Genomic DNA, 13,509 nt, shown 5'->3' with positions numbered 1-13,509 from the left:
GGAGTACTCAATTTTATGAATGCCATAAACAACAACGCACCGATCTTCGTGGTCTGCTGTTCCCGCTCCGGCTCGACTCTGCTGCGCTACGTGCTCGATTCCCACGCCGAAGTCGGCTGTCCGCCGGAACTGCACCTGGGCGAGCTGTGCAAGACCCTGAGCTGGACCCATGCACTGATTCACCAGAGCGAAAAGAACAGCGAACTGACGCGGCAGCGCTGCCGCGAAGTGATCGACGGGATGATGAGCGACTACCAGAGCCGCGTCGGCAAGGCGCGCTGGTGCGACAAGTCCATCAGCACGGTCGATCACCTGGCCCTGGTCAGGTCGGTATTCCCCGATGCGCGCTTCGTCTGCCTGTACCGCAATTGCATGGACGTGGTGCACTCGGGCATGGAAGTCTCGCGTTTTGGCTATTCGGGTTACGGCTTTTCCTCGTTCGTGTCGAAGCGGCCGGACAATGTCGTCGCGGCGATCATGGACTACTGGTGCGACAAGACCGCCAAGGCGCTCGCCTTCGAGGAGCGCGAAAGCGGTTCGGTGCACCGCGTACAGTACGAAGACCTGGTGTTCTATCCCGACCAGGTCGTGCCGGCACTGCTGCAGTTTCTCGGCATGTCGCCGGATCCGGGCCTGGTCGAACGTATCTTCGCCATATCGCACCAGGGTGGGCCGGGCGATTCCAACATCGTCTTCACCCGTCGCATCGAACAGGGCGGCGTCGGCAAGGGCAAGGCGATTCCCCTGCGCCAGATTCCGGCCGAGCAGTTGCAGCGTGCCAATGTGCTTCTTGCGCGCCTGGGCTATGCGCCGATCGGCCCGGACTGGGACAGTGCGCCCTCGCCCTATCTGCCGGCAGTGCCGCTTGCCGGCGGCAGCGCGGCAGTCCAGGACGACATGGATCCGGGCCAGATGCTGACCCTGCTGTGCGGCCTGATCGGCAAATCCAGCCAGGATGGCGCGATCCGATTTGTCTTCGACGACCGCGCCGACGAGGTGTGGCGCATCGTGCTCGAAAACGGCGCGGCTGCGGTCGTCCGTGGCGACGCCGCGGCCGACTGCGAAGTGCGCCTGCCGCTGCCGCTGCTGGTGGCGATAGGACAGGGCCAGGCCAATCCCATGAAGTTGTTGAATGCGGGAAAAATTCACATTTCAGGAAATGGCGACTTGGCGCGGCGCATGTTCCAGGTCTGAGCAGCACAGGACGCGCGTCCAGGGCCTGGTGCCGGGATGCGGCTGGCTGTCGCTACCAACTGTTGAATCGTCGCACGGGACGGATTCGGCTGCCGCCGGCAGCGCCGCTGGCGGCAACCCGAAAAATTTTCGCCTTGTTCAGGGGTTCACTAAAGGACTAGCACTGATGAACGCATCCTCTGCCTATGCCGAAGCATCGGAGCGGCCTGCCGATACGGCCGATCCGCGCGTTACCACGGCCGACCGCATCCGCGAGTCGGGCTACGCGCTGCAGCGCGGCTGCTTCCTCGACGAGGAAGTGCGCGCGATCCGCAGCCATATCGACGCCTATGTGCAGCAGGCGCATCCCGGCATCGTCTACGAAGACGACTCGCGCCTGATCCGCGGCATTCACGGCCCGCATCTGTACGACGCGTTCTTCGCCGACATGGTCAGCGACCCGCGCTTTCTCGCCACCGCCGAGCAGTTTCTCGGCGAGCGCTGCTACGTGCACCAGTTCAAGATCAACATGAAGCAGCGCATGAATGGCCAGGCCTGGCCCTGGCACCAGGACTACATCTACTGGAAGAACGGCGACGGCATCGAGAACCCGGACCTGCTCAACGTGGCCATGCTGCTCAACGATGTCGATATGCTGCACGGCCCGCTCTGCTTCATTCCACGCAGCCATACCGGCGGCGACCTGTCGGAAGATCCGGACCGCTCCGGCGACTGGCGCCAGGATCTGTCCAAGGACCTCACCTACCAGGTTGGCCACGGCGCGGTCGACCGGCTGATCCGCGACAACGGTATCGAGTTCATCACCGGCAAGGCCGGCGATGTGGTGTTCTTCGATCCGCTGCTGGCGCATTGCTCCTCGACAAACCTCTCGCCGCAGGACCGGGTGCTGCTGATCGTCACTTACAACGCTGTGTCGAACGCTCCGCGGCCCGGCCACCATCGCATCCGGCCCGAATTCCTCTGCGCGCGGGATTTCACCCCGCTCTGAACCGAGCAAGCGAGCGGTCACGGAGTTCGTTGGCCTGCCGCGATGCTCAGCCGCGGGCTACTGGCCGAACGCCGCTGCGATACAGCCGAGATGGTCTCCTGCTGCCGGTCTGCCTGGGCATGGAAAGCTGGTCCTGGGGGCGAATCGGCTGGCGAGCCGTGGCAAGTGCGAGGTGCCAGGTGTCCGATGCCGATGACATGAATCCGGCAACCGGGCGGCATGGCCTGAAACTCAATGTCAGCGAAGTCGACAACGCGCAGGCCCTGGAGCTTGCGCTGTCGGTAGCTGCGTTTTTGCGGGTCTCGAAATCGCTGGCCGGCGAGATCGTCGGGCGCTGCCGGGTCGTGGTGAAACAGTGGCCGAAGATTGCCGGCAAATTGCAGATTCGCCCACGCGAACAGGAGCGGATGGCGGCGGCGTTCAGGCTTGCCGGCTGAAGTCGATAGCTGCGCCCGCGGAAAGGCCTGCTCGCATGGCTGTCGTTGCGACCTGTATTGCCATTGCAGCCTGTTCACTGCGCCAGCCGGAAATAACTCCGCTGCCTTGCCTGTATCGCGCCGCATCGGCCGGCCTCGCATCGACAGCTCAGCATAAGCGACGCCGTGGGTAGTTTCTTCCGGCGACAGCGGCCGGCGCGGTGCCGGCTTTTGCCAGACCGCTGGCGGCAACGCGTGCGGCCACGGCGAGCATCGGATGCACCCGCGATGCTCCTGTCGGAAAGACCGTGGTCGATGTCATTTTCGACACTCGTCACGGCAATGGGTAACCGCAAAAATGTTGCACGGCATCAGCAGGACGTCCGCCGCGGCAGTGGCGGCGCACCGGTGGCGCAATGACGGCAATCACCGCGGAGCGGCACGTATATGACGCGTCGTAGCATGACTGAAGACGACCCCCTGGACGATTTCGCGCCGCGCGAGATCGCACTCGACGGTGTGAGCAAGCGCGTCCATGTGGGTGGCGGCGGGCCGGCGGTCATCGTCATGAGCGAAATGCCTGGTATCAGCCCCCAAGTGGCGCGTTTCAGCCGCTGGGTGCGCGATGCTGGCTTTACGGTATACCTGCCTTCGCTGTTCGGCCGCGACGGCGCCGTGGTCAGTGCGGACGAAGGCGCCGCCGTGTTCCGGCATGCCTGCGTCAGTGCCGAGTTCCGCGCATTTGCCGGTGGCGGTTCCAGTCCGGTAACGCAGTGGTTGCGCGCGCTGGCGCGGCGTGCGCACGAGGAATGCGGCGGCGCCGGCGTTGGTGCCATCGGCATGTGTTTCACCGGCAATTTCGCCCTGACCATGATGCTGGAACCGGCCGTGCTGGCAGCGGTGCTGGCGCAGCCCTCGCTGCCGCTGGACGATCCTGCGGCCACCGGCATCGGCGAAGAGGAGTTCTGTGCGCTGCGGCAGCGGCTGCAACGCGAAGACCTCACCGTCATGGCCTACCGCTTCGACGGCGACCAGTTCTGTCGCGCGCAACGCTTTGCTGCCTATGCCGAAGCGCTGGGCGAACGCTTCATTGCCCGCGTGCTGCCCGACAGCGCGGCGAATCCCGACAGCCCGCCCTTCTTCCAGCGCTACGTGACCTGTCCGCACAGTGTGCTGACGGCCCATCTCATCGATGCGGCAGGGCAGCCGACTCTGGCGGCGCGCGATGAAATTCTGGCGTATTTTTCACGGCGGCTTATGCCGGGTTGCGGCTGACGCGCACGACGCGAGCGGTTTCAGTCGCTGTCCTGCAGCCAATGCCGTTTTAGCGGATTGTAGATTTCCAGACCGGCGAAATCGCGTTCGTTGTCGGTCACGATGATGCAGCCGCGTACGCCAGCGACGGCGGCCACCATCATGTCCAGCGCGTCGCGCGGACGGCCGCTGCGCTTGCCTTCGTGCATGAGTTCGGCCCAGAGCAGGGCGGCTCGTTCGTCGAAGGCGAGGATGCGGCCTGCAAACAGCGCCGGCGGGCCTTCGGCACCGGCGAACCAGTGTTCCAGCTGGCTGCGTTTGCGGCCTGCGGGCAGGTTGAGAATGCCGCGCCGGATCTCCGCCAGGGTGAGCGCAGCGATGTACAGGTCGTCATCGTGCTGGTTGCTGAGCCAGGTCAGCAGGTCTGGCGACGGCTGCGGCTTGATCGCGTGGCTGAGGATATTGGTATCGAGCAGATAGCGCATCACAGGTCGACGGCGCGGCCTTTGCTGCGCGTGCGCTTGAGGTTCAATTCGACGCCGGCCAGCGGCGAGCGGCGCAGGGCCGCCAGTATGCCGCCGGTGCGCGGCTTGGTGGCAGCCATCGCGTCGTGCAATGCCTCGCGCAGGCGTAGCGAGGCCGCACCTTCCTCGGCCAGCTGGCGCACCAGCGTGCGGATCAGTTCCCGATCGGCTTCCAGGCCCAGTACTTCGAAGCGGACCAGTCCGCGTTCGCCCAGCCGGGCGCGGTAATTGCGTACCGCGCGTTTTTGCGAGTCCGACATGGTTGCCTCCTGTTCCGAACCTGGCCAATGCCCGGAAATATATCCTGGCATTGGCCCGGGTTCAATTGGAAAACTAGGGCGCGGCAGGGTCGAGCGGCGCGGGTTGCAACGCTTGCAAGCGCCGAGTAGCCGCCACTGCCTGCATGACGGCAATCCTGCCGCGCCTACGGCAAGTAGCCGGTTCGCCGCTGTGCGGCCTCAGACCGGATAAGGTCCGTGCTCGAACGTTTCGGCGTGATAGCCCTTGGCGCCGACGGCATGGGTCAGGGGGCTGCGGTAGTCCTGTTCCTGGCGCAACTGTTCCAGCGCGTGGGCGAAGTCGTAGCGCGGCTGCCAGCCGAGTAGCTTTCTGGCTTTTGCGTTGCTGTATACACGGTCCAGGCTCGGGAGCATGCGCCAGCCGCGGCGGCGGTATTCGGCGACGTAGCTGGGGCAGTACTGCTCGACCACGCCGGGCGCGTCGCTGCGCAGCCGCGCCATGTCGGCTGGCTGGAACGGTGGCGTCGCGCTGACGATGAATTTGTCGAAACCCAGCGACGGCGCCTTGTCCAGCGCCAGCAGATGCGCGTCGACCACGTCCTGAATATCGACGCGGCGGTACAGCAGTTCATTCACCTTGCTGTTGGCATCGGCGTAGCTGGCGCGCGTGTCGGCGCTATCGTCTTCCTCGGGGAAGAAACGCGAGGTGCGCAGTACCAGGCAGGGCAGGTGCTGTTTGCGCTGGAACAGTTCGCACAGGTCTTCCGCGGCGATCTTGGTCACGCCGTAGATGTTCTTCGGTACGGGGCGCACATCTTCGCTGATCCAGGCTGCCGGCTCGCCGGGCGGCGGTACCAGGGCCGCGCCGAACGTGCTGGTGGTGCTGGTGAAGACGAGTGCCTTGACGCGGTGTGCAACGCAGGCTTCGAGCACGTTGAGCGTGCCGCTGATATTGACGTCGACGAACTCCTGCCGCGCATGCGTCGCCACGTGCGGCTTGTGCAAGGTGGCGGCATGGATCACCGCATCGCAGCCGTGCATGCAGCGGTCGACGAAACCGGCATCGACGATAGAGCCGACCTTGTCGGTAAATTCCGACGCGCGCAGGTCGATACCGCGGGCTTCGAGGCCCCGCGCGCGCAGGCTGCGCATCAGCGCTTCGCCGAGATGTCCGGCACTGCCGGTAACCAACACGTTCATAGCTCTTTTCCTGATCGATCCGGGTTGTACTGCGGCTGCATACCTGCCGTTGCTGGCCGCTTGCGGCGGACTGGCGTACGGCCTGGCCACATCGCCTGAACGGTACGCCTGCACCGCAGTAGCGATGGCGTAGCGGGAAAGCAGGTGCCGGCAAAAGCTAGCAGGCAGGCGCGGGCCCGCACAGGGCAGCAATGCACAGGACAGGCACATGCCCGTCGCGGCTGCGGCGCCTTCGACCAAAGTCGGTAGGGCTCTGCGTCAACATCTGCGGCGCTGCAGGCTGCGGCGCTTTCGCCGCCGTACCGTGGCCGCTAACCTCGGCGTATGGTTCAGCAACTTCTGCGCTTCGGCGATTGCACACTGGATATCGCGGCGCGTGAATTGCGCCGCGGCGGCGAACGCATCGAGCTGTCACCGACGGTGTTCGACTGCATCGCCTATCTGATCGAGCATCGCGGCCGTGCGGTCGGCCGCGACGAACTGGTGGCAGCGGTCTGGGCCAGGACCAGCATCAGCGACACCATGCTGGGCAAGGCCATACTCGCTGCGCGCCGTGCCCTCGGCGACGACGCGGAACGCCAGGCGCTGCTGCGCACGGTGCCGCGCTTTGGCTATCACTTCGTCGGCACGGTCGAAGCGGCGATTGCCACAGCGGACCAGCCAGCGACGCAGCCGGTCTTGGCCGAAGCGGTGCCAATGGCGGCGTCGGCGCAACAAAAAGCGGATCTGCGCGGCGCTGCAGCGGGGACAGCGGAGCCTGTTGCTGAAAACCCGCTGCCTGGCGCTGCTGCCACGCGGCCGCCGCCGTCCGGTTCCGGGCTGGACGGCATCCGGCCGCGCCGACCGGGCTACCTGGGGTGGCTTGGCGCAGTCCTGCTCGTGCTGGCTGCAGTGTTCTTTGCCGCGCGCCAATGGCCGGGTGTGTACGGCCCGCCAGCGGCGACGCCGAACGCCACAGCGCTGGTCGTCGCCGCCACGCCGCTGCCCGGCGACAGTTGCGCCATCCTGCCGGCGGAAATTGCTGCCGACGCGAGCGATTCCTGGCTACGCCTGGGCGTGATGGACCTGATGGCGACGCGCCTGCGCATGGCCGGCCTGCCGGTGCTGTCCAGCGACAGCGTGGTGCGGCTGGCGCCCGAAGGCAGCACGGCCGAAGCGGCGGCGGCGTCGCTGCGGCGTGCCGCCGAGGTACAGCACCTGATCCAGCCGGCCCTGCGCCGTAGCGGCAGCCACTGGATCGCCCGGGCCGAACTCAGCGCCGCCGACGGCAGCCGTCGCGTAGTGCAGGCCGAAGCCGACAATCCCATCGCTGCGGCCAATGCCGTTGCCGACCAGTTGCTGGGCCTGCTCGGACGCCGTGTCGAGCAGGCCACACAGGTGGCGAATCTTTCCCTGGCCGAGCTGCTGCAGCGCGTCGATGCGGCACGCCTGTCCGACCAGATGGACCAGGCCCGCGCCCTGATGGCCTCGGCCAGCGCGGCGCAGCAGCGCGAGCCGGAACTGCGCCTGCGCCAGATCCAGCTCGACCTGCGCGCCGGTGACCTGGCGGCAGCGCGCCGCGGCAGCGAGTCACTGCTGGCCGACGTGCCGGCGGAAACCGATCCGGTGATGCATGGCCGTGCGCTGGAAAGCGACTGCGTCGCCTTGTCCCGTGCCGGCGACATGGCGCCGGCGCTGCTTGCCTGCAACGGCGCCATCGAGCTGCTGCAAAGCCGCAACCAGCCGCTGGCGCTGGGCCGTGCGTACAACCACCGCGGCATCATCCATGCGCGGGAACTTCGCCGCGAATTGGCATTAGTGGATTTTTCCCATGCGCGCGTGGTGCTGGGCACGGTCGGCGATCCGCTGCTGCTGGCCATGGTCGACGGCAACGAAAGTGCGTTCGCGATGGAGCAGGGCCGCCCGGCCGAAGCACTGCCCGGCCTGCTGCGTGCCGGCCAGCAGTTCCAGCGCTTCGGCATGCGCAGTGAATTCGCCGTGGCCGTGGTCAACCAGGTGGAAGCACAGCTGGCTTTGCTGCAGCCGCTGCAGGCCTTGCAGGCCAGCGAGCAGAATTGGGCGCAGCGCCAGCAGCTGGCCGATCCGGCTCTGCGCCAGCGGCTGGCCTACGAGCGCGCCGAGGCGCTCGCCGCGAACGGGCGCCTGGCTGAGGCACGCAGCCTGTTTGGCGAGGTGCTGCACGGTGCCGATGCAGCAGACACGCCGCTGGAACAGGCGCTGGCCCGGGCCGGACTGGCGCGGCTGGAACTGCGCGCCGGACAGGCCAACAGCGCGCTGCTGCTGGCGCAGCAAGCGCAGGCAGCACTGCTGCCGCTGGAGCTGGCACGCCAGCGTGCCCAGGCTTGGCTTGCCCAGGTGCAGGCCTTGCTGCAGTTGCAGCGCACGGCCGAGGCCGAGGAACAGGCGCAGGCCCTGCGCCGCTGGGCCGCGACGGCCAAGCCGGAAGCGGCGGTTCTGGCCGAACTGGCGGCAGCAGCGGTGGCGACTGCCCGGGGCCAGGACGAGAACGCTGGGGCGGCCTTTGCCGAGGCGCGCAAGCGCGCCGATGGTCAGAGCAGGCCGGATATCCAGGCCCAGGCCGCAGCGGTCTATGCGACAGATTTGCTCGCCCGCGGCGATCTGCGGGCAGCGGCGGAACCGGTAGGTTTGCTGGCGCGTCATGCCGAGACCGACTTCGATGCCGCCGTACTGCAGTGGCGGCTTTATCTCGGCCTGGGCCAGCATGAGGCGGCTGCCGCAGCCCAGCTGCGCCTGCGCCGGCTGGCGGGCGAGCGGCCCTTGCCCGAGCTGGCGGTGCCCGGCGGAATTGCCGCCGCGCCGCCCGCGGCGCGGGCAGGCCGGCCGTGACGGCGCCGGGGACAGGGCGCGAACAAGGCCCGAACAGAAACGGAACGGTACGGGCATGGCCGGTGCGGCGAGCCGACGCGATGCTGTGGCCTGTCCCGTCGCCGCCCGCTGGCGATGGCCATTGTCACCGTCTGGAGTCGCCGATGTCCCCGACCACTGCCTTTCCCTCGACCCGCCGCCGTCCTGCGCGTCGCCCGCTGGCCCTGTGCCTGGCTGCTGCCCTGCTGGCTGTGCCGGCCGTACCGGCGCTGGCGGCGAACCTGCCGGTGGCCAACTGCAACGACAGCGGCAGCGGCAGCCTGCGCGCCGTTATCGCGACGGCGGGCAGCGGCGATACGGTCGATCTCAGTGCGCTGGCGTGCAGTAGCATCGCCCTGACCAGCGGCACCATCGACGTCGGTGCCATCGCCGATCTGACCATTGCCGCCGCAGCGGCGCAGAACTTCGCTGTCAGTGGCGCGCCGCAGTCGCGGCTGTTCCAGCACACGGGCACCGGCTGGCTGAGTTTCGACAACCTCAACCTTGGTGCCGGCCACAGTCCCGACAGCGGTGGCTGCGTGTTTTCCCAGGGCAGCGTGCGCGTCACCGGCGGCAGCGTGACCGGCTGCAGTGCAGGCGGCAACGACGTGGAAGGCGTACGCGGCGGCGCCATTGCAGCCCTGGGTGATGTCAGCCTCGACGGCACGCGCGTGGCCGACAGCCGCGCCGACGGCCGCGGCCTGGTGCTCGGCGGCGGCGTCTACGCCGGTGGCACTCTGCGCATTTCCCGCACGCAGATCGCCGGCAATACCGCCCACAGCCATCTGGTCAGCGGCAACAACCCCTTCGTCAATATTGCCCAGGGCGGCGGAGTGCATAGCGACGGCAACCTGTTGCTCGATAACGCGCGTATCAGCGGCAATAGCGTCACTTCGGACAGCTACGAAAGCTTTGGCGGCGGCATCAGCGCAGGCGTCAACGCCAGCGGCACCACGCCGGTGCAGCTGGAAGTGCTGCAGAGCGTGATCAGCGGCAATAGCAACCGCTCGCTTTGCGACGTCTGCGCGCCCCAGGGCGGCGGTGGCATCGTCGTCGGCATGGCTACCATCGATCACAGCGAAATCAGCGGTAACACGGTCGGTTCGACCAACCACTACGGCGGTGGCGGCGGTTTCCGCTTCTTTGGCAGCGGCAACGACGTACAGGTGCTGGACAGCGTGATCAGCGGCAACGAGGCCGATTCGGCCGGTGGCGGCCTGATCGGGCCGGGGCGGGGCAGGCTGATCGTGCAGCGCTCGCGCATCGAGAACAATACCGCGCACAACGATGCTGGCCTGGACGAAGGCGGTGGCGGCATCCTCGGTTTCGGCGTCAGCGTGCAGCTGCTCGACAGCAGCGTGACCGGCAATATCTCGGGCTCGGACGGTGCCGGCGTCAACCTGCTGTTCGGCGAATACGCGCCCGAGTCCAGCCGAATCGACAACAGCACCATTTCCGGCAACACGGCGACCAACCAGGGCGGCGGCGTGTTTTCCAGCGGTGCCGAACTGAACGTGCGCAACAGCACCATCGCCTTCAACAACGCCGGCGAGCGCGGCGCCGGCATCAGCGCCGACAGCTATACCTATAGCGTCGACCTGCAGAGCAGCATCATCGCCAACAATGCCACCGCCGGCGCGGCCAACAACGTCTGGACCTTCCCCGACGTGATCAGCGGTGCGAAAAACATCGTGCCGAATGCGCCGGGCCTGCCCGGCGAATTGCCCGCCGACACGCTGGCTGCCGATCCGCTGCTGCTGCCGCTGGTCTTCAGCGAAGGCATGGTACGCACCCGCGTACATGCCTTCGCCAGTGCCAGCCCGGCGCTGAATGCCGGCAGCAATACGCTGAATGTGCTCTACGACACACGCGGCTGGCCGTTCGTACGCGCCTTCGGCACGCCGGATATTGGCGCCTACGAGGAACAGCCGAATACCGATCGCGTTTTCGCCGACGCGTTCGAGGGCTGAGGCGCAGATGCGCGCTGCAGCGCCGACAAACGATGCCGCGCTGGCCGCCGAGGCGCTGGCAAGCGTGCATACCGCGAGTTTTCCGGTGCTGCTGCGCGAGCTTTCAGCCAGTGTGCTGGTCAGCACCTACCAGGCCGGCAAGCTGGTGCTGCTGCGTGCCGAGGGCGCGCGCGTGAACACGCATTTCCGTGGCTTCGCCAGGCCGATGGGCCTGGCCGCCGACCGCGGCCGCATCGCGCTGGGCACGCATTCGGAAATTGTGGAATTCCACAATATGCCGGCGTTGGCGGCGAAACTCGGCGGCGATGCGGTACACGATGCGGCCTATCTGCTGCGCCGGCGCCATGTCACCGGCGCGATCGACATCCACGAGATGGCTTTCGACGGCAGCGGCCGCCTGTGGTTCGTCAACACGCTGTTTTCCTGCCTGTGCACGCAGGACGAATCGTCCAGCTTCGTACCGCGCTGGCGGCCCTGGTTCGTCAGCCACCTCGCCGCGGAGGACCGTTGCCATCTCAACGGCCTGGGCATGCGCGACGGCGAGCCGCGCTACGTCACCGCTCTAGGCCAGAGCAACAGCCTGCAGGGCTGGCGCGCCAACAAGCGCGATGGCGGAGTGCTGATCGACATTCAGCAGAACCGCATCGTTGCCGCCGGCCTGAGCATGCCGCATTCGCCGCGCTGGCACGGCGGGCGGCTTTGGCTGCTGGAATCCGGCCGCGGCGCGCTGGTGAGCATCGATCCGCTCAGCGGCGCCAAGACCGATATTGCGCGTGTGCCGGGTTTTGCCCGCGGCCTGGATTTCATCGGTCCGGTCGCGCTGATCGGCCTGTCGCAGCTGCGCGAAAGCAATGCCTTCACCGATATTCCCCTGACCGAGCAGAATGCCGAGCGCCGCTCGGGCATATGGGCGGTGAATGTGCACAGCGGCGAGACGCTGGCATTCCTCACCTTTACCGGCGGCGTGCGCGAGATTTTCGCGGTACAGGCGCTATGCGGCGTGCAGTTTCCCGAAGTGGTGTACGAGGGCGAGCTGCTCGCCTCGGCCTATGCCTTGCCCGACGCGGCGCTGCGCGATGTCGCGAGCCACCCGTAGCCACTGCCGCTTGGCTAAGATGGCTGCCCCGCCGGCGCTAACCACACGGCGGGGAAGAGGGCGGCAGGCAGGTCGTCGGCGCGACGGCCTGTGGATAGCGCGCAACGACCAGCACAGGGAGCGGCAACTCAGTGGCCAGGCGGGCAGGGGATCAGGCACCTTACGTTGTCGACGCCGCGGGTCTGCGCTCGCTGCATTTCGGCCCGGCGCGGGTGCAAAGCCGCATGCTGCTGCGCGATCCCGGCCTGCTCGTATTCGACTACACCTGCCTGATGATGGGTTTCCTGCTGTTCCTGCCGCGGCCGCGGCGCATAGGGCTGATCGGCCTGGGCGGCGGTTCGCTGTTGAAGTTCTGTCACCGCCATGTGGCCGGCTCGCGCTGCGAAGCGGTCGAGCGCGATGCCCGCGTGATCGCGCTGCGCGATGCCTTCGCCCTGCCACGCGACGACCGCCGCTGCCGCATCCACCTGGGCGATGGCGTTAATTTTATAAAAAGCGAAACGGATGCCTTCGACGCCATCCTGCTCGACGGCTACGACGAATCCGGCATGCCGGCCCGACTGCGCAGCCGCAGTTTCGTTACCGCCTGCCGCAAGGCCCTGCGCGCCGACGGCATGCTGGTGGTGAATGTCGACAGCAACGACGCGGGCCGCGATGCCTTCCTGGCCAATGTCTGCCGCGTCTTCGAGGGTTGCGTGCTGTGCGTGCTCGACGAGGACGGCGGCAACTGCGTCGTCTTCGCCGGCCGCCGCCTGCAGCGGCGCATCGGCGAAATCCGCCGCCCCGCTGCAGTCGACCGTGCCGGCTGGGCCCAGCTTGTGCCGGCGGCGCTGCGCATACGCGCCGCGCACGACCCGGACGGCAGCTTGCGCAGGTCGCAGGCGCAATCCGACAGCGAGGCCGATGACGGCTAGGCGGGGTGCACCTGCGGCAGTGCCCGACCTACCTGTACCGGCCTGTTTCGCTATGATGCGTGCCCTTGCCGCGCAGACGATTACGCATGTCCGACGATTCCGCCCTCATCGATACCGCCTTCATGCACCGCGCTCTGGAACTCGCGCGCCATGCGGAGGCGGAATACGGCGAGGTGCCGGTCGGTGCGCTGCTGGTGCAGGACGGCCACATCGTCGGCGAAGGCTGCAACCGCAATATCGGCCTGAACGATCCCAGCGCGCATGCGGAAATCCAGGCACTGCGCGATGCCGGCCAGCGCCTGGGCAACTACCGCTTTCCGGGTGCCACGCTGTACGTCACCCTGGAGCCTTGCGCCATGTGTTCCATGGCGCTGGTGCATGCGCGGGTCGCCCGTGTCGTCTACGGCGCCAGCGATCCCAAGACCGGCGCGGCCGGCAGCGTATTCGACACGCTGCTGTCGGACCGGCACAACCACCGCATCGAGGTGCTCGGCGGCGTCGAGGCCGAGACTGCGGCGGAACTGCTGCGGGTGTTCTTCCGCAAGCGCCGCTGAGCGGCCGCCAGCGATCGCCCTCTGTGGCCGTCGCCAGTCCATCGTTGTCATCGTGTCCTCGCCCGGAGAATTACCGAACGTGATCGTGCGGTAATTGGCGTGTTTCCGACTTTTTTTCCAACTGTGGCAGGCCGGGTAGTGACGGCTGCCACAGACGGTTAAGTATGTTTGAATCAGAATTTGACAACGTTGTCATCAAGGGCTATTTGTCGCCGTGTCGCGGCCCGGCATTTGCCCTGGTGCCAGGGCGCAAGAACGCCAGGCCGTTCGACGCTGCGGTTGCTCTTGCCAAGTA

At 67.0% G+C, this 13,509-nt stretch carries 12 protein-coding genes; 9 read left to right on the top strand and 3 right to left on the bottom strand.

The window, feature by feature from the left end; genetic code table 11:
- Nucleotides 1–15 precede the first annotated feature (15 nt).
- From DFR29_RS10735 to DFR29_RS10720, 4 genes are all read left to right on the top strand, one after another.
- Nucleotides 16–1,194 (top strand): sulfotransferase, encoded by a 1,179-nt coding sequence (locus DFR29_RS10735; protein WP_133818584.1) that lies wholly within the window; start codon nt 16–18, stop codon nt 1,192–1,194.
- A gap of 166 nt (nt 1,195–1,360) precedes the next feature.
- Nucleotides 1,361–2,182: a phytanoyl-CoA dioxygenase family protein gene (locus DFR29_RS10730; protein ID WP_166654012.1), complete on the top strand. Its 822-nt coding sequence runs from the start codon at nt 1,361–1,363 to the stop codon at nt 2,180–2,182.
- A 179-nt stretch (nt 2,183–2,361) separates the two neighbouring features.
- Nucleotides 2,362–2,619 carry a hypothetical protein gene (locus DFR29_RS10725; protein WP_133818582.1) on the top strand — a complete coding sequence of 86 codons (258 nt, stop codon included), beginning with the start codon at nt 2,362–2,364 and terminating at the stop codon, nt 2,617–2,619.
- Between the two features lie 441 nt (nt 2,620–3,060).
- Entirely contained in the window at nt 3,061–3,873 is an 813-nt protein-coding gene (locus DFR29_RS10720; RefSeq protein ID WP_208113564.1) for a dienelactone hydrolase family protein, read from the top strand.
- Nucleotides 3,874–3,893: 20 nt separating this feature from the next.
- Here the strand turns inward: DFR29_RS10720 and DFR29_RS10715 are convergent, their stop codons facing one another.
- The 3 genes from DFR29_RS10715 to DFR29_RS10705 form a co-directional block, all read right to left on the bottom strand.
- Complete coding sequence (locus DFR29_RS10715; RefSeq protein ID WP_208113563.1) at nt 3,894–4,337, bottom strand: PIN domain-containing protein; 444 nt, start codon at nt 4,335–4,337, stop codon at nt 3,894–3,896.
- Nucleotides 4,337–4,636: a hypothetical protein gene (locus tag DFR29_RS10710; protein WP_133818579.1), complete on the bottom strand. Its 300-nt coding sequence runs from the start codon at nt 4,634–4,636 to the stop codon at nt 4,337–4,339. Before DFR29_RS10710 ends, DFR29_RS10715 begins: the two co-directional genes overlap by 1 nt.
- Nucleotides 4,637–4,834: 198 nt before the next feature.
- Nucleotides 4,835–5,815 (bottom strand): NAD-dependent epimerase/dehydratase family protein, encoded by a 981-nt coding sequence (locus DFR29_RS10705; RefSeq protein WP_133818578.1) that lies wholly within the window; start codon nt 5,813–5,815, stop codon nt 4,835–4,837.
- A 324-nt stretch (nt 5,816–6,139) separates the two neighbouring features.
- Between DFR29_RS10705 and DFR29_RS10700 the strand changes: the two genes are divergently transcribed.
- The 5 genes from DFR29_RS10700 to tadA all read left to right on the top strand — a co-directional run bounded on the left by DFR29_RS10700 (nt 6,140) and on the right by tadA (nt 13,214).
- On the top strand, nt 6,140–8,662 hold the full coding sequence (locus tag DFR29_RS10700; protein ID WP_133818577.1) for a winged helix-turn-helix domain-containing protein: 2,523 nt from the start codon (nt 6,140–6,142) through the stop codon (nt 8,660–8,662).
- Nucleotides 8,663–8,805: 143 nt separating this feature from the next.
- The gene (locus tag DFR29_RS10695) at nt 8,806–10,650 is read left to right on the top strand and encodes a choice-of-anchor Q domain-containing protein (RefSeq protein ID WP_133818576.1); all 1,845 of its coding nucleotides are present in this window, start codon (nt 8,806–8,808) and stop codon (nt 10,648–10,650) included.
- A gap of 7 nt (nt 10,651–10,657) precedes the next feature.
- A complete protein-coding gene (locus DFR29_RS10690) occupies nt 10,658–11,746 on the top strand; it encodes a TIGR03032 family protein (protein ID WP_133818575.1) in 1,089 nt (362 codons plus the stop codon).
- Between the two features lie 224 nt (nt 11,747–11,970).
- On the top strand, nt 11,971–12,660 hold the full coding sequence (locus DFR29_RS10685) for a spermine/spermidine synthase domain-containing protein (RefSeq protein WP_133818574.1): 690 nt from the start codon (nt 11,971–11,973) through the stop codon (nt 12,658–12,660).
- A gap of 86 nt (nt 12,661–12,746) precedes the next feature.
- Entirely contained in the window at nt 12,747–13,214 is a 468-nt protein-coding gene (tadA, locus tag DFR29_RS10680) for a tRNA adenosine(34) deaminase TadA (RefSeq protein ID WP_133818573.1), read from the top strand.
- The last annotated feature ends 295 nt before the right edge of the window (nt 13,215–13,509 follow it).

It is taken from the genome of Tahibacter aquaticus (assembly GCF_004363655.1).
Lineage (GTDB): Bacteria > Pseudomonadota > Gammaproteobacteria > Xanthomonadales > Rhodanobacteraceae > Tahibacter > Tahibacter aquaticus.
This window is presented reverse-complemented; position numbering and strand designations above follow the sequence as displayed.

Bases quoted from the DNA above. Each gene is read 5' to 3' on its own strand.
- DFR29_RS10735 (WP_133818584.1), top strand. From the start codon at position 16: ATGAATGCCATAAACAACAACGCACCGATCTTCGTGGTCTGCTGTTCC.
- DFR29_RS10730 (WP_166654012.1), top strand. From the start codon at position 1,361: ATGAACGCATCCTCTGCCTATGCCGAAGCATCGGAGCGGCCTGCCGAT.
- DFR29_RS10720 (WP_208113564.1), top strand. From the start codon at position 3,061: ATGACTGAAGACGACCCCCTGGACGATTTCGCGCCGCGCGAGATCGCA.
- DFR29_RS10715 (WP_208113563.1), bottom strand. From the start codon at position 4,337: ATGCGCTATCTGCTCGATACCAATATCCTCAGCCACGCGATCAAGCCG.
- DFR29_RS10710 (WP_133818579.1), bottom strand. From the start codon at position 4,636: ATGTCGGACTCGCAAAAACGCGCGGTACGCAATTACCGCGCCCGGCTG.
- DFR29_RS10705 (WP_133818578.1), bottom strand. From the start codon at position 5,815: ATGAACGTGTTGGTTACCGGCAGTGCCGGACATCTCGGCGAAGCGCTG.
- DFR29_RS10700 (WP_133818577.1), top strand. From the start codon at position 6,140: ATGGTTCAGCAACTTCTGCGCTTCGGCGATTGCACACTGGATATCGCG.
- DFR29_RS10695 (WP_133818576.1), top strand. From the start codon at position 8,806: ATGTCCCCGACCACTGCCTTTCCCTCGACCCGCCGCCGTCCTGCGCGT.
- DFR29_RS10690 (WP_133818575.1), top strand. From the start codon at position 10,658: ATGCGCGCTGCAGCGCCGACAAACGATGCCGCGCTGGCCGCCGAGGCG.
- DFR29_RS10685 (WP_133818574.1), top strand. From the start codon at position 11,971: ATGCTGCTGCGCGATCCCGGCCTGCTCGTATTCGACTACACCTGCCTG.
- tadA (WP_133818573.1), top strand. From the start codon at position 12,747: ATGTCCGACGATTCCGCCCTCATCGATACCGCCTTCATGCACCGCGCT.